The 25,318-nt window shown below is 72.0% G+C and carries 18 protein-coding genes and 1 pseudogene; 7 read left to right on the top strand and 12 right to left on the bottom strand.

The window, feature by feature from the left end:
- Positions 1-74: 74 nt before the first annotated feature.
- Together CYJ76_RS10525 and CYJ76_RS13215 are read right to left on the bottom strand one after the other, a co-directional pair.
- Entirely contained in the window at positions 75-566 is a 492-nt protein-coding gene (locus tag CYJ76_RS10525; RefSeq protein WP_180802284.1) for an IS3 family transposase, read from the bottom strand.
- A 74-nt stretch (positions 567-640) separates the two neighbouring features.
- Positions 641-808, bottom strand: a pseudogene (locus CYJ76_RS13215) (transposase); the annotation flags it as partial.
- A gap of 574 nt (positions 809-1,382) precedes the next feature.
- Here CYJ76_RS13215 and dnaK point away from each other — a divergent pair.
- The 4 genes from dnaK to CYJ76_RS10545 all read left to right on the top strand — a co-directional run bounded on the left by dnaK (position 1,383) and on the right by CYJ76_RS10545 (position 5,606).
- Positions 1,383-3,260 carry a molecular chaperone DnaK gene (gene dnaK, locus CYJ76_RS10530; RefSeq protein ID WP_070705418.1) on the top strand — a complete coding sequence of 626 codons (1,878 nt, stop codon included), beginning with the start codon at positions 1,383-1,385 and terminating at the stop codon, positions 3,258-3,260.
- Between the two features lie 120 nt (positions 3,261-3,380).
- Positions 3,381-4,022: a nucleotide exchange factor GrpE gene (locus tag CYJ76_RS10535; protein WP_070705417.1), complete on the top strand. Its 642-nt coding sequence runs from the start codon at positions 3,381-3,383 to the stop codon at positions 4,020-4,022.
- Between the two features lie 46 nt (positions 4,023-4,068).
- The gene (locus CYJ76_RS10540) at positions 4,069-5,139 is read left to right on the top strand and encodes a DnaJ C-terminal domain-containing protein (RefSeq protein ID WP_070705416.1); all 1,071 of its coding nucleotides are present in this window, start codon (positions 4,069-4,071) and stop codon (positions 5,137-5,139) included.
- Complete coding sequence (locus tag CYJ76_RS10545) at positions 5,136-5,606, top strand: heat shock protein transcriptional repressor HspR (RefSeq protein ID WP_070705415.1); 471 nt, start codon at positions 5,136-5,138, stop codon at positions 5,604-5,606. Before CYJ76_RS10540 ends, CYJ76_RS10545 begins: the two co-directional genes overlap by 4 nt.
- Positions 5,607-5,770: 164 nt before the next feature.
- Here the strand turns inward: CYJ76_RS10545 and CYJ76_RS10550 are convergent, their stop codons facing one another.
- The 4 genes from CYJ76_RS10550 to CYJ76_RS10565 all read right to left on the bottom strand — a co-directional run bounded on the left by CYJ76_RS10550 (position 5,771) and on the right by CYJ76_RS10565 (position 15,241).
- Positions 5,771-6,361, bottom strand: a complete 591-nt coding sequence (locus CYJ76_RS10550) for a protease inhibitor I9 family protein (RefSeq protein WP_101850055.1) — start codon at positions 6,359-6,361, stop codon at positions 5,771-5,773.
- 117 nt (positions 6,362-6,478) lie between these two features.
- A complete protein-coding gene (locus tag CYJ76_RS10555; RefSeq protein ID WP_101850056.1) occupies positions 6,479-10,420 on the bottom strand; it encodes a cell wall-binding repeat-containing protein in 3,942 nt (1,313 codons plus the stop codon).
- Between the two features lie 257 nt (positions 10,421-10,677).
- A complete protein-coding gene (locus CYJ76_RS10560) occupies positions 10,678-12,840 on the bottom strand; it encodes a cell wall-binding repeat-containing protein (protein ID WP_238138224.1) in 2,163 nt (720 codons plus the stop codon).
- A gap of 238 nt (positions 12,841-13,078) precedes the next feature.
- Complete coding sequence (locus CYJ76_RS10565) at positions 13,079-15,241, bottom strand: cell wall-binding repeat-containing protein (protein ID WP_180802285.1); 2,163 nt, start codon at positions 15,239-15,241, stop codon at positions 13,079-13,081.
- 313 nt (positions 15,242-15,554) lie between these two features.
- Between CYJ76_RS10565 and CYJ76_RS10570 the strand changes: the two genes are divergently transcribed.
- The gene (locus tag CYJ76_RS10570) at positions 15,555-18,131 is read left to right on the top strand and encodes an ATP-dependent Clp protease ATP-binding subunit (RefSeq protein WP_101850059.1); all 2,577 of its coding nucleotides are present in this window, start codon (positions 15,555-15,557) and stop codon (positions 18,129-18,131) included.
- Between the two features lie 301 nt (positions 18,132-18,432).
- Here the strand turns inward: CYJ76_RS10570 and CYJ76_RS10575 are convergent, their stop codons facing one another.
- The 6 genes from CYJ76_RS10575 to CYJ76_RS10595 form a co-directional block, all read right to left on the bottom strand.
- Positions 18,433-19,209 carry a hypothetical protein gene (locus tag CYJ76_RS10575; protein ID WP_141761930.1) on the bottom strand — a complete coding sequence of 259 codons (777 nt, stop codon included), beginning with the start codon at positions 19,207-19,209 and terminating at the stop codon, positions 18,433-18,435.
- Positions 19,210-19,653: 444 nt separating this feature from the next.
- The gene (locus CYJ76_RS10580; protein ID WP_070703479.1) at positions 19,654-20,556 is read right to left on the bottom strand and encodes an SDR family oxidoreductase; all 903 of its coding nucleotides are present in this window, start codon (positions 20,554-20,556) and stop codon (positions 19,654-19,656) included.
- Positions 20,557-20,614: 58 nt separating this feature from the next.
- Entirely contained in the window at positions 20,615-21,154 is a 540-nt protein-coding gene (locus tag CYJ76_RS10585) for an ABC transporter transmembrane domain-containing protein (protein WP_070703478.1), read from the bottom strand.
- Between the two features lie 16 nt (positions 21,155-21,170).
- On the bottom strand, positions 21,171-21,317 hold the full coding sequence (locus CYJ76_RS12935; protein WP_237769696.1) for a hypothetical protein: 147 nt from the start codon (positions 21,315-21,317) through the stop codon (positions 21,171-21,173).
- 25 nt (positions 21,318-21,342) lie between these two features.
- Complete coding sequence (locus CYJ76_RS10590) at positions 21,343-22,803, bottom strand: flavin-containing monooxygenase (RefSeq protein ID WP_101850060.1); 1,461 nt, start codon at positions 22,801-22,803, stop codon at positions 21,343-21,345.
- Positions 22,800-23,639: an exodeoxyribonuclease III gene (locus CYJ76_RS10595; RefSeq protein ID WP_070705021.1), complete on the bottom strand. Its 840-nt coding sequence runs from the start codon at positions 23,637-23,639 to the stop codon at positions 22,800-22,802. The genes CYJ76_RS10590 and CYJ76_RS10595 overlap by 4 nt, the downstream gene beginning before the upstream one ends.
- 58 nt (positions 23,640-23,697) lie before the next feature.
- Here CYJ76_RS10595 and CYJ76_RS10600 point away from each other — a divergent pair, with 58 nt between their 5' ends.
- Complete coding sequence (locus CYJ76_RS10600) at positions 23,698-24,621, top strand: SDR family NAD(P)-dependent oxidoreductase (RefSeq protein WP_101850063.1); 924 nt, start codon at positions 23,698-23,700, stop codon at positions 24,619-24,621.
- Positions 24,618-25,172, top strand: coding sequence for an orotate phosphoribosyltransferase (gene pyrE, locus CYJ76_RS10605; protein ID WP_101850061.1), 555 nt, complete (start codon positions 24,618-24,620; stop codon positions 25,170-25,172). The genes CYJ76_RS10600 and pyrE overlap by 4 nt, the downstream gene beginning before the upstream one ends.
- Positions 25,173-25,318 lie beyond the last annotated feature (146 nt).

A 25,318-nucleotide genomic window follows, 5' to 3' on the forward strand; every position in this document is an offset into this window, starting at 1 on the left:
CCTCCGAGGGTCCGCCCTCGGCTTCCGCAACCTGACCCACTACGTCGCCCGATCCCTCCTCGAAGCCGGCGGCTTCAGACCACGACTACACCCTCAGATCGGATGAGCCGCGAAAGCGCGGCAATAAGTGATGTCTGCCACCCAGAGCTGGTTCGGGGCCGTGGCAGTGGGGGCACCTGCCGCTTGCGGGGGGGAAAGTCGCGTTCCACCAGGCCCGGCCGATGCTCCGACCCCTTGCCCGGCACCGTCGCCCGGGGGCCCATGGCCCGGCTGACACCACGCAGCCCATCGGCCCTCATGAGGCGTTCCACGGTGCACCAGGCCGCGTCGATGCCTTCCCGGCGCAACCGGGCGTGGACCTTCCGGACCCCGTACACCCCATAGTGCTGCGCGTGGACCCGCCGGACCTCCACCAGCAGTCGCGCGTCGCGCACCTCCCGCTTCGAGGGCTGCCCCGTGGCCGCGGCACAGTACGTGCTCGGAGCGATCTCCGTGCCCGCCGTGGTGAGCGTGCGACAGATCGGCTCGACTCCGAACTCGCGCTTGTAGCGATCGATGAAGTCCACGACCACCGGTGTGGGCGGCCTGGCTCCGCCGCAAAGAAAGCCGAGGCCGACCTCAGGATCGCGTTGGCCCACCGCAACCCACGGTTCTCCTTCTCCACCTCAGCCACCCTGACGGCCTCCAGCGAGGTCACCCCCGGCACCGTGCCGGCATCAACCTCTACCTGGCGGACCCAGCTACGCAGAGACTCAGGGTGGACCCCGAGCTGATCACCGATGCGCTCGAACGCCCCTCGCCACGTCACCGGGCCCTTGCGGGCCCCGCACCCTCATCCGCATCGCCCGCTCCCACAACTCACCGGGGTACATCCGTGATGCCGGCACGCTCTGCATCCCTCCGTGGGACCAGAGCCTCCATCAAACCCGGGGCGATTCAGTCCTCTCAGCCATCTCCTGCCCAACCCGGCGCGCCTCATCCACTCGACCACTTGCCCAAGCAGGCGGATCCGGCCCCGGGCTTCGCGCAACCCGGTCGGCTCCTCCCGGCTCCTGCCGGGAGCGGGCCACGCGCACGACGTCCTCGCGGAACTCCTGGGGACAGGAAGTGGGCACGGTGCACACCCCTCCAGGCCACCCCCACGGGCAAGCCAGACCAGGTGTCACCCATCGGTGCAGCAGGCCCAACCGGTGATGAGAATCTACGGCAGCCCTGCTGACACTTTGTGTCTCACCTCACACTGCATCCACGGGAATGAACCGCGCCCTCCGCGTGGTTGAGCACATCAGACGCAACTTTGGTGAGCGCCACTTTGACCGCCCGGTCGAGCGCTCCGCAGAGTTGCCCGCAGCAATCACCCGCGACAAGCAGGAGGTTCCCTCATGGGACGCGCAATCGGCATCGACCTCGGTACCACCAACTCCGCCATGGCCATCCTCGACGGTGGCGAGCCGGAGATCATCGCGAACGCCGAGGGCGGCCGCACCACCCCGTCGGTCGTCTCGTTCTCCAAGAACGGCGAGGTCCTGGTCGGTGAGGTGGCCAAGCGCCAGGCCGTCACCAACGTCGACCGCACCATCCGCTCGGTGAAGCGCCACATGGGCACCGACTGGACCACCGAGATCGACGACAAGAAGTACACCGCGCAGGAGATCAGCGCCCGCACGCTCATGAAGCTCAAGCGCGACGCCGAGGCCTACCTGGGCGAGGAGGTGACCGACGCGGTCATCACCGTGCCGGCCTACTTCGACGACGCCGAGCGCCAGTCCACCAAGGAGGCCGGTGAGATCGCCGGTCTGAACGTGCAGCGCATCATCAACGAGCCCACCGCCGCTGCGCTGGCCTATGGCCTGGACAAGGGCAAGGAGGACGAGCTCATCCTCGTCTTCGACCTCGGTGGCGGCACCTTCGACGTCTCCCTGCTCGAGGTGAGCAAGGACCCCGAGGACGGCTTCTCCACCATCCAGGTGCGCGCCACCTCCGGTGACAACAAGCTCGGTGGTGACGACTGGGACGACGCGATCGTCCAGCACCTGCTCACCAGCGTGAAGAACAACACCGGCGTGGACCTGGCAGGCGACAAGATCGCCATGCAGCGTCTGCGCGACGCTGCCGAGCAGGCCAAGAAGGAGCTGTCGAGCTCCACCTCCACCTCCATCAACCTGCAGTACCTCTCGATGGGGGAGAACGGCCCGATCCACCTGGACGAGTCGCTGAGCCGCACCCAGTTCGAGCAGATGACCGACAAGCTGCTCGAGCGCACCAAGCAGCCCTTCGAGGCCGTCATGAAGGACGCCGGCGTGAAGGTCGACGAGATCGACCACGTCGTGCTCGTCGGTGGTTCCACCCGCATGCCCGCCGTCGCCGAGCTGGTCAAGAAGCTCACCGGCAAGGAGCCCAACAAGGGTGTGAACCCGGACGAGGTCGTGGCCGCCGGTGCCGCCGTGCAGGCCGGTGTGCTGAAGGGTGACCGCAAGGACGTCCTGCTCATCGACGTCACCCCGCTGTCCCTCGGCATCGAGACCAAGGGCGGCCTGATGACCAAGCTCATCGAGCGCAACACGGCCATCCCGACCAAGCGCTCCGAGGTGTTCACCACCGCCGAGGACAACCAGCCGGCCGTCGGCATCCAGGTGTTCCAGGGTGAGCGCGAGCTGGCCCGCGACAACAAGCCGCTGGGCAACTTCGAGCTCACCGGCATCGCCCCGGCGCCCCGTGGCGTGCCGCAGATCGAGGTCACCTTCGACATCGACGCCAACGGCATCGTCCACGTGTCCGCCAAGGACCGCGGCACCGGCCAGGAGCAGTCGATGACCATCTCCGGTGGCTCTGCCCTGGACAAGGACGACATCGAGCGCATGGTGAAGGACGCCGAGGAGCACGCCGCCGAGGACGCCAAGCGTCGCGAGGCCGCCGAGGCCCGCAACCAGGCCGAGCAGGTGTCCTACTCCACCGAGAAGTTCATCGCCGACAACGGCGACAAGCTGCCCGAGGCGGAGAAGTCCGAGACCGAGTCCGCCCTGGCCGAGCTCAAGGAGCTGCTGGCCAAGGAGGACGCCGACGTCGAGGAGCTGAAGGCCGCCACCTCCAAGGTGTCCGAGGCCAGCCAGAAGATGGGTGCGGCCATGTACGCCCAGTCCGAGGGTGAGGGCGCCGGTGCCCAGGCCGGTGGCGAGCAGGCCGCCGGTGACGCCGGGTCCGCCGACGAGGACGTCGTGGACGCCGAGGTCGTCGAGGACGACGACAACTCGTCCAAGTGATCCACCGCGGGTGGGGCGGCCGGTCCGCCCCACCCGCCTCACCGCGGTGAGCCGTGGTTGATGCCGTGAGCCCTCGGGGCGGGATCCCCGCCCCGAGGGCGCTGACCCAGGAGGTGGCCGATGGCCGACCAGGACAAGAACCCCCAGAACCCCGACGCCCCCGAGCACGACGGCGTCTCCCAACCCGGATCGGTGGAGGACGCCCCGACCCCGCAGGACGCCGCGGACGCCGAGCAGGCCGTCACCGAGGCGACCGCCGAGCCGCAGGGGGCGGCCACCGGTGAGCAGGACGCCGCGGACCAGCTGGCCGAGGAGGCCGACGCGCCGCACCCGGACACGCTGCTGGCCGCCGAGCGCCTGGAGGACCTGCGCCGTGCACAGGCCGACCACGTGAACTACCGCAACCGCATGGAGCGGGAGCGCGCCAAGGACAAGGACGCGACCATCGGCAGCGTCGTCGAGGCGCTCATCCCGGTGCTCGACGACGTGCACATGGCGCGTGAGCACGGGGAGCTCGAGGACGGCCCGATGGCCGCCATCGCCACCAAGCTCGAGACCACGCTGGAGCGCTTCGGCGTGCGCAAGCTGGGCGAGGCCGGCGAGGAGTTCGACCCGAACGTGCACGAGGCCCTCATGCACACCGAGGCCGAGCTCCCGGAGGGCACCACCGCCACCACCGTGGTGCAGGTGATGCAGCCCGGCTTCGCCGTGGGGGAGCGCGTCGTGCGCGCCGCCCGCGTCGCCGTGGCCGACCCGGCCTGATCCCCACCGGGGTCAGGCCCCAGAACCGATCTCGCGAGGAGGCGTGATGGCGAGCCAGGACTGGTTCGAGAAGGATTTCTACAAGACCCTGGGCGTCTCGCCCGATGCCGACGACGCCGAGATCAAGAAGGCCTACCGCAAGCTCGCACGGGCCAACCACCCCGACCAGCACCCCGGTGACGAGGCGGCCGAGCAGCGGTTCAAGGACATCGGCGAGGCCTACCAGGTGCTCTCCGACGCCGAGAGCCGCAACGAGTACGACGCCGTCCGGCAGATGGCCGCCGGCGGTGCCCGCTTCACCGCGGGCGCCGGAGGCCCCGGTGGTGGAGCCGGCGGGTTCGAGGACCTGTTCTCCGCCTTCGGTGGTGGTGGCCCCGCCGGCGGCCAGCGGGTGCGTTACAGCACCGGCGGCCCCGGCGGCCAGCAGATGGGCGGTGAGGACCTCGAGGACATCCTGCGCATGTTCGGCGCCGCCGGTGGTGGCGGTGGCTTCGGTGGTGCGGGCGGCGGCTTCGGCGGCCAGCCCGGTTTCGGTCCGGGCGGTGCCGGCCCCCGGCAGGCACCCCCGCAGCGGGGCGAGAACCTGGACGCCCAGGTGACGGTCGGGTTCCACCAGGCGATGGCCGGTGACAAGGCCACCGTGCGCCAGGCCGACGGGCAGACGACCACCATCAAGGTGCCCGCGGGCGTGAAGGACGGACAGAGGATCCGTCTCAAGGGCCGGGGTCACCCCAGCCCCACCGGTGGGCCGGCCGGTGACCTGATGATCACCGTTCACGTCCGGCCGCACGAGGTGTACCGCCGCGAGGGGGACGACCTCGTGCTCGACCTACCGGTCACCTTCGCCGAGGCCGCTCTCGGTGCCGTGGTGAGCGTCCCCACCTGGGACGGTCAGAGCGTGAAGGTGAAGGTCGCCCCCGGCACGCCGTCGGGCCGCCGCCTGCGCCTCCGCGGACGGGGCGCGCCCACCAAGAACGGTGCCGGCGATCTGCTGGCCGAGGTGCACGTCACCGTCCCGACGGACCTCACCGACGCTCAGCGTGAGGCCGTCGAGACCCTGCGCGCGGCCGACGAGTCCGATCCGCGGGCCGACCTCGCGACCCGCGCGGCGTCATGACCCGTCGACCGGGCGCGGCTGCAGGGGGCGGGCGTGACCGTTCCCCCGACACGCGCCCGGTCTACGTCATCTCCGTGGCGGCCGAGCTGACGGGCATGCACGCCCAGACGCTGCGCCAGTACGACCGCATGGGCTTGGTCTCGCCCAGCCGTGCGCGGGGCGGCGGGCGGCGCTACTCGGAGGCCGACGTGGAGCAACTGCGGGAGGTGCAGCGTCTCTCCGCCGAGGAGGGCATCTCCCTGGCGGGCATCCGCCGCATCATGGAGCTCACGCGCCTCACCGAGGAGATGGCCGAGCGCATGGCCGAGATGGAGGCCGAGCTGCACCGGGCCCGCGCCGTCCTCGATGCGGGACAGCGCGTCTTCGCCGCCGGCCGCCGGGGCGAGGCCGAGGCGGTGCGTCAGGGCCAGCGGCCGGCCCGCCCCGCCACCGGCCGCGAGCTCACCCTCTGGCGCCCCCTGCGCTGAGCCGTCAGGTGCGGGATCGCCCGTGCTGGGCCCAGGCGGCGAGCGCCAGGTTGACCACGACGGGCGCCACCCACAGGTCCGCTGCGTAGTCGTCGAGCGGTCCACTTCCCTCGTGCGACGTCACATCCACCTCCATCGCTCGTGACGGACCGAGGGTCTCGCGCTCAGGTGGCGCTGGGACCGGGGACCTCGGGGATGCTGACCATGCGGTCCTTCTCGACCGACAGCACGTCGGGGTCGGACCGCAGCTCCTCCGCTTGGGCGGCCGTGGCCCGGACGGCGAGGCCACCAACGGTGCTGTAGCGCGAACTCACCTCGAGGCCGCGCTCCTCGAACTGGGCGGCCTTCCGGTCCACCTGGCGGCGTACCGCCTCCTTGCGGGCGGCCGGGTCGGAGACGCCCTCGGGCGGGGCGAACATCACGAGGTAGGTGGTCACGGAGTCCTCCGGGCCGTCGTCGGACGGGCTGGTCCCGTCGGACGGGCTGGTGGGTGCGGGGCTGGTGGGCGTCGGGCTCGAGGGCGAGGGGCTGCCCCCGTCGGACGGGCTGGTGGGTGCGGGGCTGGTGGGCGTCGGGCTCGAGGGCGAGGTGGGGCTCGGCGAGGGGCTGCCCCCGTCCGAGGGGCCCGGTGCCGGCTCCGTCGAGCTCGGCGTCGAACTCGACGGGTCGTCGGCCCCCTGCCCGTCGCACCCGGCCAGGGGGAGCAGGCCCATCAGGGCGACGACGGCGATCGCTGCGCGCGGGTGCTGGTTCATGTACCCAGTGTGCCCCTCGCCGGCGCACAGGGGAAGGCCCCGACCGGATGGTTCCGGTCGAGGCCTTCGTCGTGGTCCGGTGGCGGCGCGATGGGGGTGGGCCACCACCGGGGTACATCACAGGCCCAGCAGGTCCTTGAGCGCGTCCTCCACGTCCTGCGAGACGGCGGCCGTGCTGCCCAGCACCACGGTCTGGGTCGGGTGGGCGGCCACGTGGTCACCCACCACCTTCAGCAGGCGGTCCGGGCGGGTCAGCAGCAGCGGGCCGCCCTCCTTGGCCGCCAGGGCGCCACCGGTCAGGGCGTCCGGGTAGTCCGCACCGGTGGCCACGGCGGTGAAGTCGTAGCCGGCGGGGAACTGCTTGGCCACCTCGACGGCCGTGGCGTAGCGGTTGGGGCCGGCCAGACGCTCGGTGGCACCCAGCTCGTCGGCCACCTTCTGCGAGACCACGTCGTCGCCGCCCAGCACCACGACCTTCTTCGGCGCGAGCGAGCGCACCGCGTTGCGGGTCACGGGCAGCACCTTGTCGCCACGGGTCAGCAGCACCGGCACGTCCTTCGAGCCGGCCAGGGCCGAGCCGGCCAGCGCGTCGGCGAAGGCCTTGTCGTCACCGGAGGCCACGTACAGCGTGTCCACGCCGGTGCCGAAGTCCTTGGCCACGTTGGCGCTGGTCTCGTAGCGGTTGGCGCCGGAGATGCGCTCCACCGACAGACCGCTGGCCTCCAGCTCGTCGGCCACCTTCGCCGAGACGGCGGTCTCGCCACCCACCAGGATGACGCGCTTGGCGCCCAGAGCCTTGAGCGCCTCGGTGGTCTGGGCCGGGATGCGGTCCTGACGGGTCAGCAGCACCGGCACCTCCTTGCCGTCCTCGTCGGGCATCGACTGCGTGCGCACCATGCCGGAGCCGGCTGCGGCCGTGCTCGACATCGCGTCGGCGAAGCCCTGGCCGGAGGCCATGTAGACCGTCTCGGAGGTACCGAACTCCTTGGCCACCTCGGCGGCCGTGGCGTAGCGGTCACGTCCCTCGAGGCGGCGCAGGCTCGGCTCGGGGGTCTCCTCCTGGCCGGGCTCGAGCAGCACGTAGGTCTCGCCCAGCATCGGGTAGCTGCGGCCCACGTCGGTGGTGGTCACCTTGCCGAACCAGGCCTTGGAGGTGTCGTCCACGGAGATCTTGCCCGGGATCTTCTGCTCCACGCCGGCCTTCAGGCTGAAGGGGTTGGCGAAGGTCAGGTTGCCCGCGTCGCCCTTCTCCGGCAGCACGAAGCTGCGCAGGGTCACGCCGGTCTTCGTCGCGCCCTTCAGGTCGTAGGCCTGCACGTGCACCGTGTAGTCGTCCTGCAGCAGCAGGGTCGGGATGAGGATGCGCTCGGCCGCGCCGGCGGTGGCCGCCTGGCCCACCTTGAGGCTGGTGCCCTTGTAGGTGACGAAGAGGTCGAGGTCCACCGACGGGTCGTCGGGGATGATCTCGGTCCACAGCGAGCCGTAGCGCGGTCCGGCGAAGTCCCAGCGCAGGTTGTTGGGGTCGTCCACCACCAGCTCGTTGCGGTTGGAGGGCATGCCCACCTCGCCGCGCACCTCCACGGCGGGCACGAGGCCACGCGTGGACAGGTTGACGTCGCGGTCGCGGCCGGCCGTCATCGGGATGGTGAGTTCCTCGTCGGTGCTCTTGCCCTTCACCAGGCTGGGCGCCTTGAGCTCACCGGCACGCACGGCGATGGGGGAGCGCACGTCGTTCTGGCCGGCGGCCGACCAGGTGAGCGAGCCCTTGGCCCATGCGTCCTTGGCCAGGGTGAGGTTCTTGAAGGTGATCTTCACCTCCGCCGACTCGCCCGGCTTCAGCGAGACGGTGGACGGGCTCACGGTGGTCTGCACGCCGTCCACACCGGACACCTTGGCGGTCCACGTGGTGGCCTTGCCGGTGGTGTTGGTGACGGTGCGCGTGACGGTCTTCTGGCCCAGCAGCTGGCCCACGGCGATCGAGGCCTGGTTGAGGTCCGAGGCGTCGATGGGGTTGTCCGAGACGGGCTTGCCGCCGCGGGTCACGCCCTGGCCGGCCAGGAAGTCCCACCAGTCCTGCTCGCCGGCGTCGTAGACGAGGCCGGGGGAGAGCATCTTCCGCGGCTCCACGAACCCGGCGCCGGTGGCGAACGGGTCGTTGCTGGCGGCGCTCGCGTGGTCGCGGGCGGTGGTCATGATGGCCGACTTGACCGCCATCGGGGACCACTCGGGGTTGGCCTGCTTGACCAGCGCGGCGAGGCCCGCGATGTGCGGGGAGCTCATGGACGTGCCGGAGCTGTAGTTCCACACGTCGGCGCCGCGCTCGGGGGTGGCGTAGGCCGCGAGCACGCCCACGCCGGGGGCGGACACGTCGGGCTTGAGGATGTCGCCCTCGCCGCCCAGTGACGGGCCGCGCGAGGAGAACCCGGCGATCTCGGGCACCTGGGTGGTGGAGCCCTCGTTGGTCTCGAGCATCTCCGCGGTGGCGCCCTCCTGCTGGGCGTAGGCCCGGATGGCGTCGCGGTGGGTGTGCGAGAGGTGCACGGTGGGGATGACGTGTGCGTCGGTGTCCAGCGAGCTGTCGCTGGTGTTCACCAGCACCATGCCCACGCCACCGGCCTTGGCCACCACGTCCGACTTCTCGGTGCGGGCGTTCTCGCCGCGGTCGCAGACCACGATCTTGCCGGCCACCTTGGCCGGGTCCAGGGTGCCGGGGAAGCACAGCGCGGCCTTGGCCGGGTCGGCCCCGGCGGCGGCCACGTCCTCGGCGAGCACCAGCGGGGAGCTCGGCAGGGCCTTGGTGATGGAGGCACCGATGTAGCGCTTGCCGTCACCGGTCACCACGGTGTTCTCGGACACGCGGTGCGTGGAGGCGGCCACCGTGGTGAGCCACGGGGAGGGGTGGTTGGTGGTGGACGCCTTGGGGCCGGAGTTGCCCGAGGAGGCCGCCACGAAGATGCCGTGGGCGGCGGCGTTCATGAAGGCGATCTCGACCGGGTCCACGTAGTTGCTCGAGGTCCCGGAGATGGAGTAGTTGATGACGTCCACGCCGTCGGCCACCGCGTCGTCGATGGCCTTGACGGAGTCCATGGTGTTGCAGCCGCCGTCGCCGTCCTTCTCGTCCCAGCAGACCTTGTAGGCCGCCACGTGCGCCTTGGGCGCCATGCCGGAGATGACGCCGTGCTCCTGGCCGTTGACCATGGCCTTCACGCCCGAGTTGCCGGCGGCGGTGCTGGCGGTGTGCGAGCCGTGGCCGCCCACGTCCAGCGGGGAGAGGGACTCGTGGTCGGCGATGCGGGAGCGGCCGAAGCCGTCCACGTAGAAGCGGGCACCGATGAGCTTGTTGTTGCAGGCGTCGGCGGGGAAGTCCTGGGCGGCCTCGGTCTTGCAGGCGCCCTTCCAGTCGGCCGGCGGGGCCTGGATGCCCTCGGGGGAGAAGCTCGGGTTGTGGTACGAGATGCCGGAGTCGATGACGCCGACGACGACGCCCTCGCCCTGCAGGCCGCCCTGCTGCGCCCACACGCCGTTCGGGCCGGTGAGGCCCAGGAACTCGGGGGACTCGCTGGTGGTGGGCTGCAGGGTCTCTGCGGGGGTCACGCCGAGCACGTCGGCGGAACGGGCCAGCTGGGCGGCTTGCTCGCCGGTGAGGTGCACACCCACGCCGGACAGGGCCGTGGTGTAGCGGACCACGGGCTTGGGGGAACCGACGGAGGCCAGAGCGGCGTCCTGGCGCTGCACCAGATGGCTCTCGTAGCGCTTCACCGCGGCGCTCGCGCGGTTCAGGGACGCACCCTTGGCCGGGCTGGTGGCCGCCAGGCCCGCCAGGTGGCCGTCGTAGGCGATGGTGGGCTGGTCGCGGAAGGTCACGACGTACGCGCCGTCGGTGAACTCCTGCTGGGCGGCCGCGTCGCGGGCCGCGCCCTCGGTGACGGCCAGCACCTCGGCCTCCGAGGGGGTGCGGTCGGCCGGGGCTGCCATCGTTGCGGGGACGACCAGACCGGCCAGCGCGATCGCCATCGCCGGGGCGGTGAGGGCTCGCGACAGGGTGCGGTGAGTTGCCACAGGATCTCCTTGTATGGATGGGATGGGATGGGTGTGAGCAACCTCTCAGAATCCCCCCACGGGCGGAACCCCTCGCGAGGAGCCCCAGGGGCTTCGGTATCAAACCGTGACCTGTCTCATGCCAGAGGATGATGCGTCTCCTCCACCCAGGGGTGGGCAATGGGCGTCGGAGACGCCAGAGGGGCCCCGACCGCAGTGCGGTCAGGGCCCCTCGTCGGGATCGCGGGGTCAACGCCGGGCGTTCACCCCCGATCGGTTCACTTGATGCCCAGGGCGGCCTTCAGGCTGGCCTCCACGGTGGTGGAGACGGCGGACGGGCCACCGATGATGGCGGTGTGCTGGGTCGGCGCGGCCTTGACGAAGCTGTTCACCACGGCCGGCAGGCGGTTGTCGCGGGTGAGCAGCAGCGGGCTGTCCTTGCTGGCCGCCAGCGCGCCGCCGGTCAGGGCGTCCGGGTAGTCCATGCCGGAGGCGACGAAGGTCCACTGGTGCTTGCCGAACTTCTTGGCGATCTGCACCGAGGTGGCGTAGCGGTCCGCACCGGCGAGGCGCGAGGTGGCGCCCAGCTTCGAGGCCACGGTGTTGCTCACGGCGGCGGGACCACCGAGCACCACGACCTTCTTCGCCGCCGCGTTGTCGGCAGCCTGCTGCGTCACGGGGGCGACCTTGGTCGGACGCGTCAGCAGCACGGGCGCGTCCTGGGAGCCGGCCAGGGCCGAGCCCGCGAGGGCGTCGGCGTAGGCGGAGTCGTCACCGGAGGCGACGTACAGGGTGTTCACGCCCTTGCCGAAGCGCTTGACCACGTTGGCGCTGGTCTCGTAGCGGTTGGCGCCACCGATGCGCTCGACCGCCAGGCCCTTGGCCTTCAGCTGGGAGGCCACCTTGGCGGAGATGGCCTTCTCGCCACCCACCAGCACGACCTTCTTCGCCTTCAGGGAGGAGAGCGCCTTGGCCGTGGAGGCCGGCACGCGGTCGGTGCGGGTCAGCAGCACGGGGGCGTCCTTGCCGCCGTCCGGCATCGACCGGGCCCGGGTGTGGGCCGCGGAGCCGGCGGACATGGCGTCGGCGAAGCCCTGGCCGGAGGCCATGAAGACGGTGTCGGCCGTCTTGCGGTCCTTGAGGGCCAGCTTGGCGGCGGTCTCGTAGCGGTCGGCCCCGCCGATGCGGATCAGGTCGCGCCCCGGCTCGGGGTCGGTCAGCAGGCGCTGCACGTTGAGGAGCAGGTTCGGGGAACCCTTGACGTTGCTGATCTTGTCGACCGCGGCGGCGTCCAGGATGGCCTTCTTGACCTGGGCCGGGGTGGCCTGGGGGTGCTTCTCCAGGTACAGCGCGCCGGCGCCCGCCACGTGCGGCGAGGCCATGGACGTGCCGGACATGGTCTGGTGGGCGTCGTCCGCGCCGTGGCCGGCCGACACGATGTCGCTGCCGGGGGCCAGGACGTCGACGCACGTGCCGAAGTTGGAGAACGACGACATCGAGTCGGTGCGGTCGGTGGAGCCGACGTTGAGGCCGGCCTTGCCGTTGCCGGGGGCGTAGTCGCAGGCGTCCTCGCTCTCGTTGCCGGCTGCCATCGCGATGAACACACCAGCGTCCTCGAGGCGGGAGAGCGCCGCTGCCTCAGCGGGGTCCTCGCCGGGCTGGGTGCTGCCCAGGCTCATGTTCATCACGGACGGGCCCTTGGCCTTCGAGGCGATCCAGTCGATGCCCGCCATCGTGCCCCGCGAGTCGCCGAAGCCGTCACAGTCCAGGACGCGCACCGGCGTGACGGTGGCTCCCTTGGCCACGCCGTACTGGGTGCCCAGAGCCGTGCCGGCCACGTGCGTGCCGTGGCCGTGGCAGTCCGTGGTGCCCATGCCGTCGTCGATGACGCTGTGGCCGGGCTTGGTGCGCCCCTTGAAGTCCGTGTGGGTGGAGCGCAGGCCGGTGTCGAGCACGAAGACGTTCACGCCCGCACCCGTCGACGGGTAGGTGTACTTGGCGTCGAGCGGGAGGTCCTTCTGGTCGATGCGGTCCAGACCCCACGAGGGCGGGGTGGACTGGGTGCCGGTGACCCGGTACTCGCGGTTCTCGCTCACCAGGGCGACGCTCGGGTCGGCCTCGAGCTGGGCCACCTGCTCGGCCGTGAGCTCGGCGGAGAAGCCGCCCAGCGTGCGGTAGGTCTGCGTGGCCTCGATGCCCGTGGCCTCGATGCGCCGGACGGCGGCATCCGTGTGGGCCTGGGCGGCTGCCTTGCCAGACGCGGTGTGCAGGCCGCCGGCCTGGGCCACCTTGGCCGGCTGCTGGAGCATCACCACGTACTCGGCCTTCTCGGCCTGCTGGTCGCTGGCGCCGCCGGTGGCGACGGCCGCCGGGACCGCGCTCAGCGAGAGACCGACGATGCCCAGGGCCCCAACGGCCTGGCGCGAAGCGTTGTTGATCACGAAGCTACCCCTCTGTGTGTCAGGCACCTGCCGCTGCCGCCGGTCGGCCGCGGTCAGCGGGGGAGGATCCCCCGTCCCGAGGACGCAACCTAGCCCCCGGCGGCGTGACATTCAACACGCTCCCGCCCGTCCGGCAACGGCTCCACCCGGGGTATGACGGAGGGCCCCGACCACGGTGTGGTCGGGGCCCTCGTCGGCACCGTGGGTGGTCAGCGCGGGGCGCTCACCACCGGGCGGGTCACTTGATGCCCAGGGCAGCCTTCAGGCTGGCCTCCACGGTGGTGGAGACGGCGGCCGGGCCACCCACGATCACGTTGTGGTCGGCGGGGTCGGCCTTGACGTAGGCACCGACGGAGCCCGGCAGGGCCTGCTGGCGGGTCAGCAGCAGCGGACTGTCCTGGTTGGCAGCCATGGTGCCGCCGGACAGGGCGTCGGCGTAGTCGTGGCCGGTGGCGAAGAAGTTGTACTTCTCGCCCTCGAACTTCTTGGCGATCGCCACGGAGGTCTCGTAGCGGTCGGCGCCGGCGAGACGCTCGGAGGCGCCCACCTGCTTGGCCACGGCGTCGGACACGGCGGCGGGGCCACCCAGCACGACGACCTTCTTCGGGGCCAGGGACTTGACGGCGTCCATCGTGACGGCGTCCGCCTGGTCCGGACGGGTCAGCAGGACGGGGGCCTGCTTCGAGCCGGCCAGTGCGGCACCCGCGAGGGCGTCGGCGTAGGCCTTGTCCTCACCGGAGGCCACGTAGAGGGTGTCCACGCCGGAGCCGAAGCGCTTGGCGACGTTGGCGCTGGTCTCGTAGCGGTCGCCGCCGGAGATGCGCTTCACGCCCAGACCCATGGCCTTGAGCTCGGCCTCGACGGCCGGGGAGACGGCCTTCTCGCCACCGATGACGGTGACGGACTTGGTGCCCAGCTTCTGCAGGGCGGCCTTGGTGGAGGCCGGCAGGGAGCCGGTGCGGGTCAGCAGGGTCGGGACGTCGCCGTCACCCGGGAGGGCGGCGGTGCGCGCGCTGCCGGCGGCCGCGTTGGAGCTGGTCATCGCGTCGGAGAAGCCCTGACCGGAGGCCAGGTAGACCGTGGCGGCGGACTTCTGGCCGGAGGTGGCGACCTCGGCGGCGGTCTCGTAGCGGTCCTTGCCGCCCCAGCGCAGCAGCTCACGCTCCGGCTCGGGCTTCGGGTCGTCCTTGACCAGCTCCGTGGTGTTGAGCAGCAGGTTGGGGGAGCCCTGCAGGCCCTTCAGGGCGTCCTTGGTGGCGCTCCCGAGGATGGCCTCGGTGACCTGGGCCGGGGTGGCCTTCGGGTTCTTCTCGAGGTAGAGGGCCGCAGCACCGGCCACGTGCGGGGCGGCCATGGAGGTGCCGTCCATCGAGGTGAAGCCGGAGGTGGTCTCGAAGTCGGCCGAGATGATCCCGGAGCCGGGGGCCATGATGTCCACGCACTTGCCGAAGTTGGAGAACGACGACATCGAGTCGGTGCGGTCGGTGGAGCCCACGTTCAGGGCGGCCGGCGAGTTGCCGGGCCAGCTACCGCAGGCGTCCATCGCGTCGTTGCCCGCCGCGGTCACGGTGAGCAGGCCGGCGTCGGTCAGACGGGCGATGAACTCGTCGAAGACGGGCTGGCTGTCGTGGCCGCCGAGGCTCATGTTCACGACGCCGGGGTTCTTGGCGTTGGCCGCAACCCAGTCCACGCCGCCGATGATCGTCTCGCCGGTGCCGTTGCCCTCGCAGTCCAGCACGCGGACCGGGACCACGGTGGCCTCCTTGGCCACGCCGGACACGGTGCCCGCCACGGTGCCGGCCACGTGGGTGCCGTGACCGGAGCAGTCGGCGGTGCCGCCGCCCACGAAGTCCGCACCCTGGCCGACGCGGCCGGTGAACTCCTGGTGCTTCGGGTTGAGGCCGGTGTCCACGACGTAGGCGGTCACGCCCTTGCCGGTGGCGTTGTAGGAGTAGCTGTCGTCCAGGGGGAGCTTGGGCTGGTCGACGCGGTCCAGGCCCCAGGACTTCGGGCTCTTCTGCGTGTCGTGGGCGCGGACCTTGAAGTCCTTGGCGATCTTGGCGACGGCCGGGTCGTTCTGGAGCTCGGCGGCCTGCTCGGCCGTCAGCGTGGCCGAGAAGCCACCCAGGGTCGAGTAGGTGCGCTTCACCTCGATGCCGTCGGCCTTGAAGCCCTCGACGACGCGGTTGGTGTGCGCCTGAGCGGCGGCCTTGCCGGACGCGGTGTCCAGACCACCAGCGCTGGCGACCTTGGCCGACTGGTTCAGCAGCACGATGTAGTCGCCCGCCGTGCCCTGCTCGGCAGCGGCGTTGCCACCGGCGGCGACGGCGGCCGGGGCGGCGGTCAGCGCGAGGCCGACGACGCCCAGGGCGCCCATGGCCTTGCGGGAGGTGGAGTTCATCACGACATTTCCCCAATCATGAGTGGTGTGACGTGGCCGCATCGTCGGGACTGGCGGTGCGACCGAGATGTGGCACAGGAGGACCCCGGGCCGGTCCCTGCAAGGTAGCCGGGGAAGAGGCCCGGCGCAATTTCCCCGGGGCGCGGTGCACCGGGCTGTCCTCCGCGTCGTTCCGCCGAGTCCGACCGGGGGCATGCCGCCTCCACCCGTGGTGGGTTGAGTGGAATGGACTCAACTTCGGGGTCGTTGACACCTACAGACGACAGGCGCCCGGGCCCACCGGACGCACCACCCGACCAGTCCGAGGAGACCCATGGACCTCAACCCGACCACCCTCGTGGCCGAGGTGCTCGCCATCGCCCAGCGCGACGCACAGGCGGGTGGGCACCCCGAGATCACCCCCGACCACCTCGTGGCCGCCCTGACCGCGGTCGGTGACGACGCCGTGAAGGCGCTGCTCGCCGCCGCCGGCACCACCCCCGAGGCGGCCGGCGCCGCCGCCCGGCAGGCGCTGTCCACCCAGCCGTCGGCCACCGGCCAGACCCCCCAACTCGGCCAGCAGGCCCTGCGCGTCCTGCAGCAGGCGCACACCATCATGACCGCGCGCGGGGACACCCACCTCGCGCTCGACGTGCTCACCCTCGCCCTGGTGGAGACCGGCGCCGTGCAGGGTGATGCGAAGGCCGTGGCCGCCGAGCTGGACGCCCTGCGCGGCGGGCAGAAGGTGACCAGCGAGAACCCGCAGAACGGCTCCGAGGCGCTGGAGCAGTACGGCACCGACCTCACGGCCGTCGCCCGCGAGGGGCGTCTGGACCCGGTGATCGGGCGTGACACCGAGATCCGCCGGGTGGTGCAGGTGCTCAGCCGCCGCACCAAGAACAACCCGGTGCTCATCGGCGAGCCCGGCGTCGGCAAGACCGCCGTCGTGGAGGGCCTGGCCCAGCGCATCGTCGACGGCGACGTGCCCGAGTCACTCCGGGGCAAGCGCCTCATCAGCCTCGACCTGGGGGCGATGGTGGCCGGCGCCAAGTACCGCGGCGAGTTCGAGGAGCGGCTCAAGGCCGTGCTGGAGGAGATCAAGGCCAGCGACGGGCAGATCGTCACCTTCATCGACGAGCTGCACACCGTGGTGGGCGCCGGCGGCACCGGCGACGGCTCCATGGACGCCGGCAACATGCTCAAGCCGATGCTGGCGCGCGGCGAGCTGCGGCTCGTGGGTGCCACGACGCTCGACGAGTACCGCGAGAACATCGAGAAGGACGCCGCCCTGGAGCGCCGCTTCCAGCAGGTGTTCGTGGGTGAGCCCTCGGTGGTGGACACCATCGCCATCCTGCGCGGGCTCAAGGAGCGCTACGAGGCGCACCACAAGGTGACCGTGGAGGACTCCGCCCTGGTGGCCGCCGCCACGCTGAGCGACCGGTACATCACCCACCGGCAGCTGCCGGACAAGGCGATCGACCTCATCGACGAGGCCGCCAGTCGCCTGCGCATGGAGATCGACTCCAGCCCGATGGAGATCGACACCCTGCGTCGGGCCGTGGACCGGATGGCCATGGAGGAGATGCACCTGGCCGCCGAGACCGACGAGGCGTCCGCCGAGCGGCTGGCCACGCTGCGGGAGGAGCTCGCGGACAAGCGGGAGGAGCTCTCGAGCCTCACCGCGCGCTGGGAGGCCGAGAAGCAGGGCCTCAACCGCCTGGGTGACCTGCGCGTCCGCCTCGACGAGGCCCGTACGCAGGCCGAGAAGCTGCAGCGCGAGGGCGACTACGCCGGTGCGTCCAAGCTGCTCTACGGCGACGTGCCCGCCCTCGAGGCGGAGCTGGCCGAGGCCGAGCGCTCCGAGGCGGCCGACGGCCCGGAGGACCCGATGGTGTCCGAGGCCGTCACCGCCGACGACATCGCCGAGGTGATCGCCAGCTGGACGGGCATCCCGGCCGGGCGCCTGTTGGAGGGCGAGACCGAGAAGCTCCTGCGCATGGAGGACTTCCTGGGTGTGCGCCTCATCGGGCAGACCGAGGCCGTGCGCACGGTGAGCGACGCCGTGCGGCGCTCGCGGGCCGGCATCGCCGACCCCGACCGGCCCACCGGCTCGTTCCTCTTCCTGGGTCCCACCGGCGTGGGCAAGACCGAGCTGGCCAAGGCGCTGGCGGACTTCCTGTTCGACGACGAGCGGGCGATGGTCCGCATCGACATGTCCGAGTACTCCGAGCGGCACGCGGTGGCACGGCTGGTGGGTGCGCCCCCCGGCTACGTGGGCCACGAGGAGGGCGGTCAGCTGACCGAGGCGGTGCGGCGCCGTCCCTACTCGGTGGTGCTGCTCGACGAGGTGGAGAAGGCGCACCCGGAGACCTTCGACATCCTGCTGCAGGTGCTCGACGACGGGCGCCTCACTGACGGGCAGGGCCGGACGGTGGACTTCCGCAACACCATCCTCATCATGACCTCGAACCTGGGCTCGCAGTTCCTGGTGGACCCCACCCAGGACCCGGCGGCGCGGCGTGAGGGTGTGATGGCGGCGGTGCGGGCGCACTTCAAGCCCGAGTTCCTCAACCGCTTGGACGACACGGTGGTGTTCGAGCCGCTGAGCCGGCAGGAGATCGGCAGCATCGTGGACCTGCAGGTGGACGCGCTGGCCCGGCGGTTGGCCGACCGGCGCATCACGCTGGAGGTCACCGACGCCGCCCGGGCGTGGCTGGCCGACCAGGGGTACGACCCGGCGTTCGGCGCCCGACCGCTGCGCCGGCTGGTGCAGACCGCGGTGGGCGACACCCTTGCCCGCTCGCTGCTGGCCGGCACGGTGCGCGACGGGCAGGTGGTCACCATCGACGTGGACACCGAAGAGCCCTCGGACGCCGGCACCGGCCGGGTGACCGGGCTGCGCGTGGCCTGAGCCGGCGCGCGGGCGTGAGCCCCTTGGTGAGCGTGGCCCCTCCTCGGCCTGCCCGGGGAGGGGCCACGTGTGTGGGCGGTCGGCGAGTTCCGCACCGGTGCGGAACTCGAGCTGACACGGCATCGAGAACCGCACCGGTGCTGAACTCGAGCTGACACGGCATCGAGAACCGCACCGGTGCTGAACTCGACGGTCGAGTTCAGCACCGGTGCGGGATCGGGTTGGTTGTCAGGCCGAGAACGGCACCGGTGCGGGATTGGAAGGGCCGGCGCGCCAGGGCCGGGGGAGGAGCGGGCAGCGGTCATGCGGCGCGGGTGCCGGAATCCTCCAACGCCCGCAAGAGGGCCTCGCGCAGACGTGCGGGACGACTCAGGTCACGGCTCGTCGCACGGATGACCGTCCACCCGGCAGCCTCGTACAGCCGGATGCGTTCGATGTCGAGTTGCCACTGACGCCGGTCGGTGCGGTGGTGGTCCCCCTCGTACTCCGCGGCCACCTTGCGGGAGCGCCACACGAGGTCGCTGCACCCGAGCCACTGGCCGTGGTCGTCGTGCACGTCGGCGTTCACCTCGGGAGCGGGGACTCCCCAGGAGAGCACCAGGTGGCGCAAGTGGGACTCCTTGGGGGAGGCCGCGTCCCCGTCGGCGATGGCTAGGGCTGCACGTGCGCGCCCGGCTCCCCGGCCACCCGGCGCCAGCGACCGGGCGAGGTCCTCCACGGTGAGCGTGCCGGTGAGCGGGCAGTCCCGTCCGATGAGCCAGTCGGCCGCGGCCGTCAGGTCCCGCTCTCCCAACATCGTGGCCAGCCCACGCCAGGTGGTGAGCAGGGAGGCGCAGCGGGCACCATCGACCTCCACGGCCTCGAGCGCAGCGTCCTGGTGTCCGCGGACCCCACGGCGTTGAGGTGCCCGGTGCGGCGGGCGGGCTGAGACGTGAACCGGTTCGTCACGTTGCCACGGCGTGGGGAGGGGGATCCCGTGGAAGCGTGCGGCGGTGATGTGGCTGGCGACGAGGTGCTCGGGCAGCGTGGACAGCACTGCCCGCACGATGCTCGGTCCCGCGAGGTCGGCTGGGACCATCAGACCCTGCGTGGGGCTCCAGGCGCCTTGACGGTGCAAGGCGTCGCGGGTCGTCGGTCCGCGGGAGGTCTCCACCCGTCGCCCGCGCGTTGTCCTGAACCAGGAATCCCCCTCGTGCATGTCCCAAGAGTGCCGCGTCCGGGGGATGGCGGGGCGGTGGTCGTCCACAGGCTGCGCGTTCGGTGGGGTTGCCGCTGAGCTGTGCGGGAAGGTGCGTCGCGAGAACCGCACCGGTGCTGAACTCGACCTGCCCCTCCGCGGAGATCCGCACCGGTGCGGAACTCGAGCTGACACGGCATCGAGAACCGCACCGGTGCTGAACTCGACAGTCGAGTTCAGCACCGGTGCGGGATCGGGTTGGGTGTCAGGCCGAGAACGGCACCGGTGCGGAGTTCGACCGGGGTGATGCCAGCGAGGGCGCACCAGGATGCCCGGACCGCCGGCTCACGGGCTGTCGGCGCCGCCGTTCACGTTGAGCGTCTCGCCCACCACGTAGCTCGCGTCGTCGCTGGCCAGGAAGACGTACGCCCCGGCGAGCTCGGCCGGCATCCCCGCCCGGCCCAGCGGCTGCTTGTGCCCGAAGGTCGGCAGCTTCTCCTTGGGCTGCCCCTCCACCACCTGCAGCGGCGTCCAGATGGGCCCCGGCGCCACGAGGTTCACGCGGATCCCCTTCGGTGCCAGCTGCTTGGCCAGGCCCTTGCCGAACCCGTTCTCCGCCGCCTTGGTGGTGGCGTAGTCCAGCAGGTGGTCGCTGGGGGAGTAGGCCTGCACGGAGGTGGTGATGATGATGCTCGACCCCGGCTGCAGGTGCGGCACGGCGGCGCGGCACAGCCAGAACATGGCGTACACGTTGGTGCGCATCGTCAGGTCGAACTGCTCGTCGCTGATCTGCGTGATGTCCGGCACCGACACCTGCTTGCCGGCGTTGCTCACGAGGATGTCCAGCCCGCCGAGCTCCTCCACGGCGCGGTCCACGAGGGTGTCGCACTCCTCGCGGGTGGTCAGGTCGGCCGGGATGGAGACGGCGCGGCGCCCCTCGGCCTCCACGAGGGCCACGATGCGGTCGGCGTCCTCCTGCTCGTCCGGCAGGTGGTTGATGGCCACGTCCGCGCCCTCACGGGCGTAGGCGATGGCGACGGCGGCCCCGATGCCGGAGTCGCCGCCGGTGATGAGGGCCCGCATGCCGGCCAGGCGGCCGTGGCCGCGGTAGCTGTCCTCGCCGAGGTCGGCGGTGGGCTCCAGCTGGGCGTCCAGGCCGGGGAAGTCCTGGTCCTGCTCGGGGGCGGTGATCCTGGGGAACCGGGTGACGGGGTCGGTCCCGGCGGTCTGCGGCGTCTTCTCGCTCATGCCTCCACTCTGCCGCGGACCCCCGGCGCCTCGCACCCGGAGCCCCCGGTGGGAGGTGTCACACCGAGAGGTCGTACTGCCGCAGGCGCCTTCGGTCGGCGGCCGACCCGGACTCCTGCAGCGCGAGCAGCTCGGCGTAGAGCCCACCGGAGCGGGCCAGCTCCGCGGGCGTGCCCACCTCGTCGATGCGGCCGTCCTTGAGCGTCTCGATGCGGTCCACCGTGTGCACCGTGGAGAGGCGGTGGGCGATGATCAGCGAGGTGCGCCCGGCCATGAGCTCGTCCAGCCCGGCCTGCACCTGACGCTCGCTGCGGGTGTCCAGGGCGCTGGTGAGCGTCGTCAGCCACACGTACAGGGGGAACACGATGAGCAGCACCAGCGCCAGCCACCACGAGTACCAGGCCGAGACCACCAGCACCGCGGCGGTGGTGAGCAGCATGGGCAGGAAGTTGTTGGCGAACCCGTTGAGGAACTGCGTGGTCTCGGAGATGTTGCGCGAGAGCCGGTTGATCACCGTGCCGGTGAGCTCGCGGTCGAAGTGGCGCTGCGGCAGGGAGAGCAGCTTGGCGTAGTACCGGCTGGAGAGGATGCGCCGCATGCGTACCGCCGTGACATCACCCCAGTAGCCCCCCGTTGGACAGGAGCGTGTTGGTCAGGTCGGTGGCCAGCAGGGCCACGGCCAGCAGCAGGATGGCGCGCACGTCGGCGTCCGTGTGGCCGCCGGAGCAGGGAGCGCACGGGTGGATCGTTCCACCCCGCACCGGGCGGTCAGGACAGCACGAGTGGTCAGGACAGGACGAAGTCCTCCGGTCGTCCGCGCAGCAGCCGGAGGAGGTCGCGGCGCAGTCCCGGCCACATGACCGCCTGCGGGTCGGGCACCAGCCCGGCGCGGCGCTGCAGGTCCGTCACACGACGCTCCCAGGCCTCGACCGCCCGGGGGGTGGCCACCACCCGCCGGGCGTCGCTGGACACCAGGGTGCGCACGAGCCGGGCGACCAGCGCGGCGCGTGCCCCGTGCAGGGCGGCGTCACCGCCCACCGGGAGGTCGGAGGCGGGGCCGTGGGTGACGAACAGGTTGGGCACGCGGCCGAGCGTGCCCAGGTGCGGAGCCCAGTCGGCCAGGAGGCCGCCGTCGGCGGCGTCGAGTCCCTCGATGCCGGCGCCCGGGCCCACCGGGTGCGCGCCGGTGGCCAGCACGAGGGCGTCCACGCGGTGACGGGTTCCCTGGACGTCCACCACGGCATCGGGGGCGATACGGTGCACGGCGGTGCGGTGCAGCGTGATGCCCCCTGCGGCCACCTGCTCGAACCACGCCTCGGACCGCACGGTGCCGCGCGAGAGCGGCGAGGAGGCGTGGTGCAGCTCCACCGCCTCGGGGTCCAGGTGCTGTCGGGCCAGGGCGGTGGAGGCCTGCATCGCGCGCTGCCACGGCAGCGGGGTGGGGTCCAGGGCGCCCTCGGCGAGTGCCCACGGCACGCGGGCGGCCGGCGGCAGACCTGTGCGGACCACGCGGCCCACGTCGCGGAGTCGCTGCCCGGCGGCGTCCACGCGGCGGTTGCTCGTCCAGAGGTCCACCGGGTCGGCGTCGGGGCGCTCGGGCAGCACCCAGGGCTGCCCGGGGGAGAAGACCAGCACGTCCGCGCCCTGCTCGGCCAGCGCAGCGGCGGTGTGCACGTGCTCGGTGGCCGAGAGGTGGCCGGCCGCAGGGGACCGGCCGTCCACGCCGGGGGCCAGGACGGCCACACGACGCCCGGCGAGGTCCAGGTCGGACTGCCACACGTGCGTGTGCAGCAGGGGCCCCTCGAAGGCGTCGGTGCCGCGCACCTCGGGCACCACCGGTTCGCCCTCGTGCCCCGTGGCCAGCACCAGGGCCCGGGCGTGCAGCTGGCTCCCGGAGGCCAGGGTGAGGGTCCACGAGCCGTCGGACTGCTGCGCGGCGCGGGTCACCCGGTCGTGCACCAGCTTCTGCCCGATGCCGGCCCACGCCCCCACCCGCTGCAGGTAGCCCACCATCGCCGGGGCGGAGGGGGAGCGCTCGGCGGGGGTGCGGTCGCGGTGGCGCAGGGTGGACTCGCTGAGCGAGCCGCGGCTGCGGGCGCCGGGGTCGTGGCGGTCGAGCCACCGGCCACCCACCGCCCCGCGCTCGTCCACCACCACCACGTCGCGCACGCCTGCGCGGGCCAGGGCGTCCACCACGGCCACGCCGGCGAAGCCCGCACCCACGACGGCGACCGCGTACGGGGTCATGCGCGTGTCCCGGCCTCGGAGCCGCCCAGCTCCACCACCACGGGGGCATGGTCGCTGGCGCCCTTGCCCTTGCGCTCCTCACGGTCCACGAACGCGCCCGTCACGAGCTCGGCGAAGGAGGGCGAGCCCAGGGCGAAGTCGATGCGCATGCCCTGGCGCTTGGGGAAGCGCAGCTGCTGGTAGTCCCAGTAGGTGTACGTGTCGGTCTCGGTGTGCGGGCGCACCACGTCCACCAGCCCGGCCTGCTCGAGGGCCCCGAACGCCTCACGCTCTGGCGGGGTCACGTGGGTGAGCCCCTCGAAGGCCGCGATGTCCCACACGTCGGTGTCCAGCGGGGCCACGTTGAAGTCGCCCATGAGCACCAGCGGGGTCTCCTCGGCGGCCCACTGCCCGGCGTGGCCGGCCAGGGTGTGCAGCCAGCGCAGCTTGTAGTCCATGTGCGGGTGGCCGATCTCGCGGCCGTTGGGCACGTAGAGGCTCCACAGGCGGACGCGGGGCACGGCGGTGCCGTCCTCGCGCGTGCCACCGCCGACCGTGGCGCCCAGGGCGCGGGCCTCCACCACGGGCTCGTCGTCACCCCAGCCGGGCTGCTCGGGGAAGGCGACGGTCACGTCCTGCAGGCCCACCCGGGAGGCGATGGCCACGCCGTTCCACTGGTTGAGGCCGTGGAAGGCGATCTCGTAGCCCAGCTCGTCGAAGCGCTCGCGCGGGAACTTGTCGTCCTTGACCTTGGTCTCCTGGAGGGCCAGGACGTCCACGTCGTGACGCTTGAGGAAGTCCGCCACCCGGTCGATCCGGGCACGGAGGGAGTTGACGTTCCAGGTAGCGATGCGCACGGGGTCACTGTAGGTGAGCAGGTGTGCGTGGCCGGACCTCGTGGTGGAGACTGCCCCCATGGACACCGCACCCGCCCCCACCCCGCGTCCGATGGCGCTGATCACCGGCGCCTCATCCGGCATCGGCAAGGAGTACGCCACCCAGCTGGCCGCCAAGGGCTACGGCATCGTGCTCGTGGCCCGCGACCGTCAGCGCCTGGAGGCGCTGGCCGTGCACCTGGGCACCCACTTCGGCGTGCCCACCGAGGTGCTCACCGCCGACCTCTCGCAGCGTCAGGACATGGAGCGCGTGGTGCGCCGCCTGGAGCAGGACGAGGACGCCGTGGAGGTGCTCGTCAACAACGCCGGCTACGGGCTGGGCACGGCCTTCCTCGCCTCGGAGATCGAGGACGAGGAGGACGCCCTGGCGGTCATGGTGCGCGCGGTGATGGTGCTCAGCCAGGCCGCCGCGCGCCGCATGGTGGCCGACGGCCACGGCATCGTCATCAACGTCTCGTCGGTGGCCGGGTGGCTGCCGTACGGCACGTACGGCGCCGCCAAGGCGTGGGTGCGCACCTTCACCGAGGGCCTGGCGATGGAGCTGCGCGGAACGGGCGTGCACGTGCAGGCGCTGGCGCCGGGGCTGACCCACACCGAGTTCCACCAGCGGATGGGGGAGGAGTTCGCCGGCGCGCCGGAGTGGGCCTGGCTGCACCCCGACCAGGTGGTGCGCGAGTCCCTCGAGGCGGTGGGCTCCCGCGAGGTGACCTGCGTGCCGGGCCTGCCGTACAAGGTGGCCGCCCTGGTGCTGCCCCGCCTGCCGCGCCGGGTGGTCATGGCGCTCTCGGCCAAGGTGGACGAGCAGGAGCGCGCCCTGCGGGGGCGGGCGCGCCGGGTGGTCTCCTCCTCCCAGGCGCCGGAGCCGGCGCGAGCGGGAGCGGTGGACGCGGGAGCGACGACCTCGGAGGCCGACGAGGACGCCTCGGTACCCTCCGACGCATGACGACCACCTCGCAGTCCGCCCGCACCCTCGCCGAGACCATCGCCTCCGACGCCGTCGTGCACGGAAAGGTGACGCTCTCCTCCGGCAAGGAGGCCGACTACTACGTGGACCTGCGCCGGGTCACCCTCTCCGGCAGCGCCGCCCCGCTGGTGGGCGCGGTGATGCTGGAGCTCACCGAGGACCTCGAGTTCGACGCCGTCGGCGGCCTCACCATGGGCGCCGACCCGGTGGCCACCGCGATGCTGCACGCCGCCGCCGCGCAGGGCCGCCAGCTGGACGCCTTCGTGGTGCGCAAGGCGGGCAAGGCCCACGGCCTGCAGCAGCGCATCGAGGGACCGTCGATCGCCGGTCGGCGCGTGCTCGTGGTGGAGGACACCTCGACCACCGGCAACTCGCCGCTCACCGCCGTGGAGGCCGTCCGCGAGGCGGGCGCCGAGGTGGTGGCCGTCGCGGTCATCGTGGACCGTTCCTCGGGGGCGGCCGAGGTCATCCAGGAGGCCGGGGTGGAGTACCGGGCGGCGCTGGGGCTCTCCGACATCGGCTTGGCCTGAGGCCGCCGCCGGACGGCGGATCCGAACGGAATCGTTACCGCGCGGGCGTGATTCAGGCCACGCGCCCGCCTAGGTGTTCTCGGTCATCAGGTTGGTGACAGTCGGCTGGTGGGTGGGAGTCCTCTCAGGGCGCTGTGGCCGCGGTC

Origin of the sequence: Kytococcus schroeteri (assembly GCF_002847825.1) — a bacterium.
GTDB lineage: Bacteria > Actinomycetota > Actinomycetes > Actinomycetales > Dermatophilaceae > Kytococcus > Kytococcus schroeteri.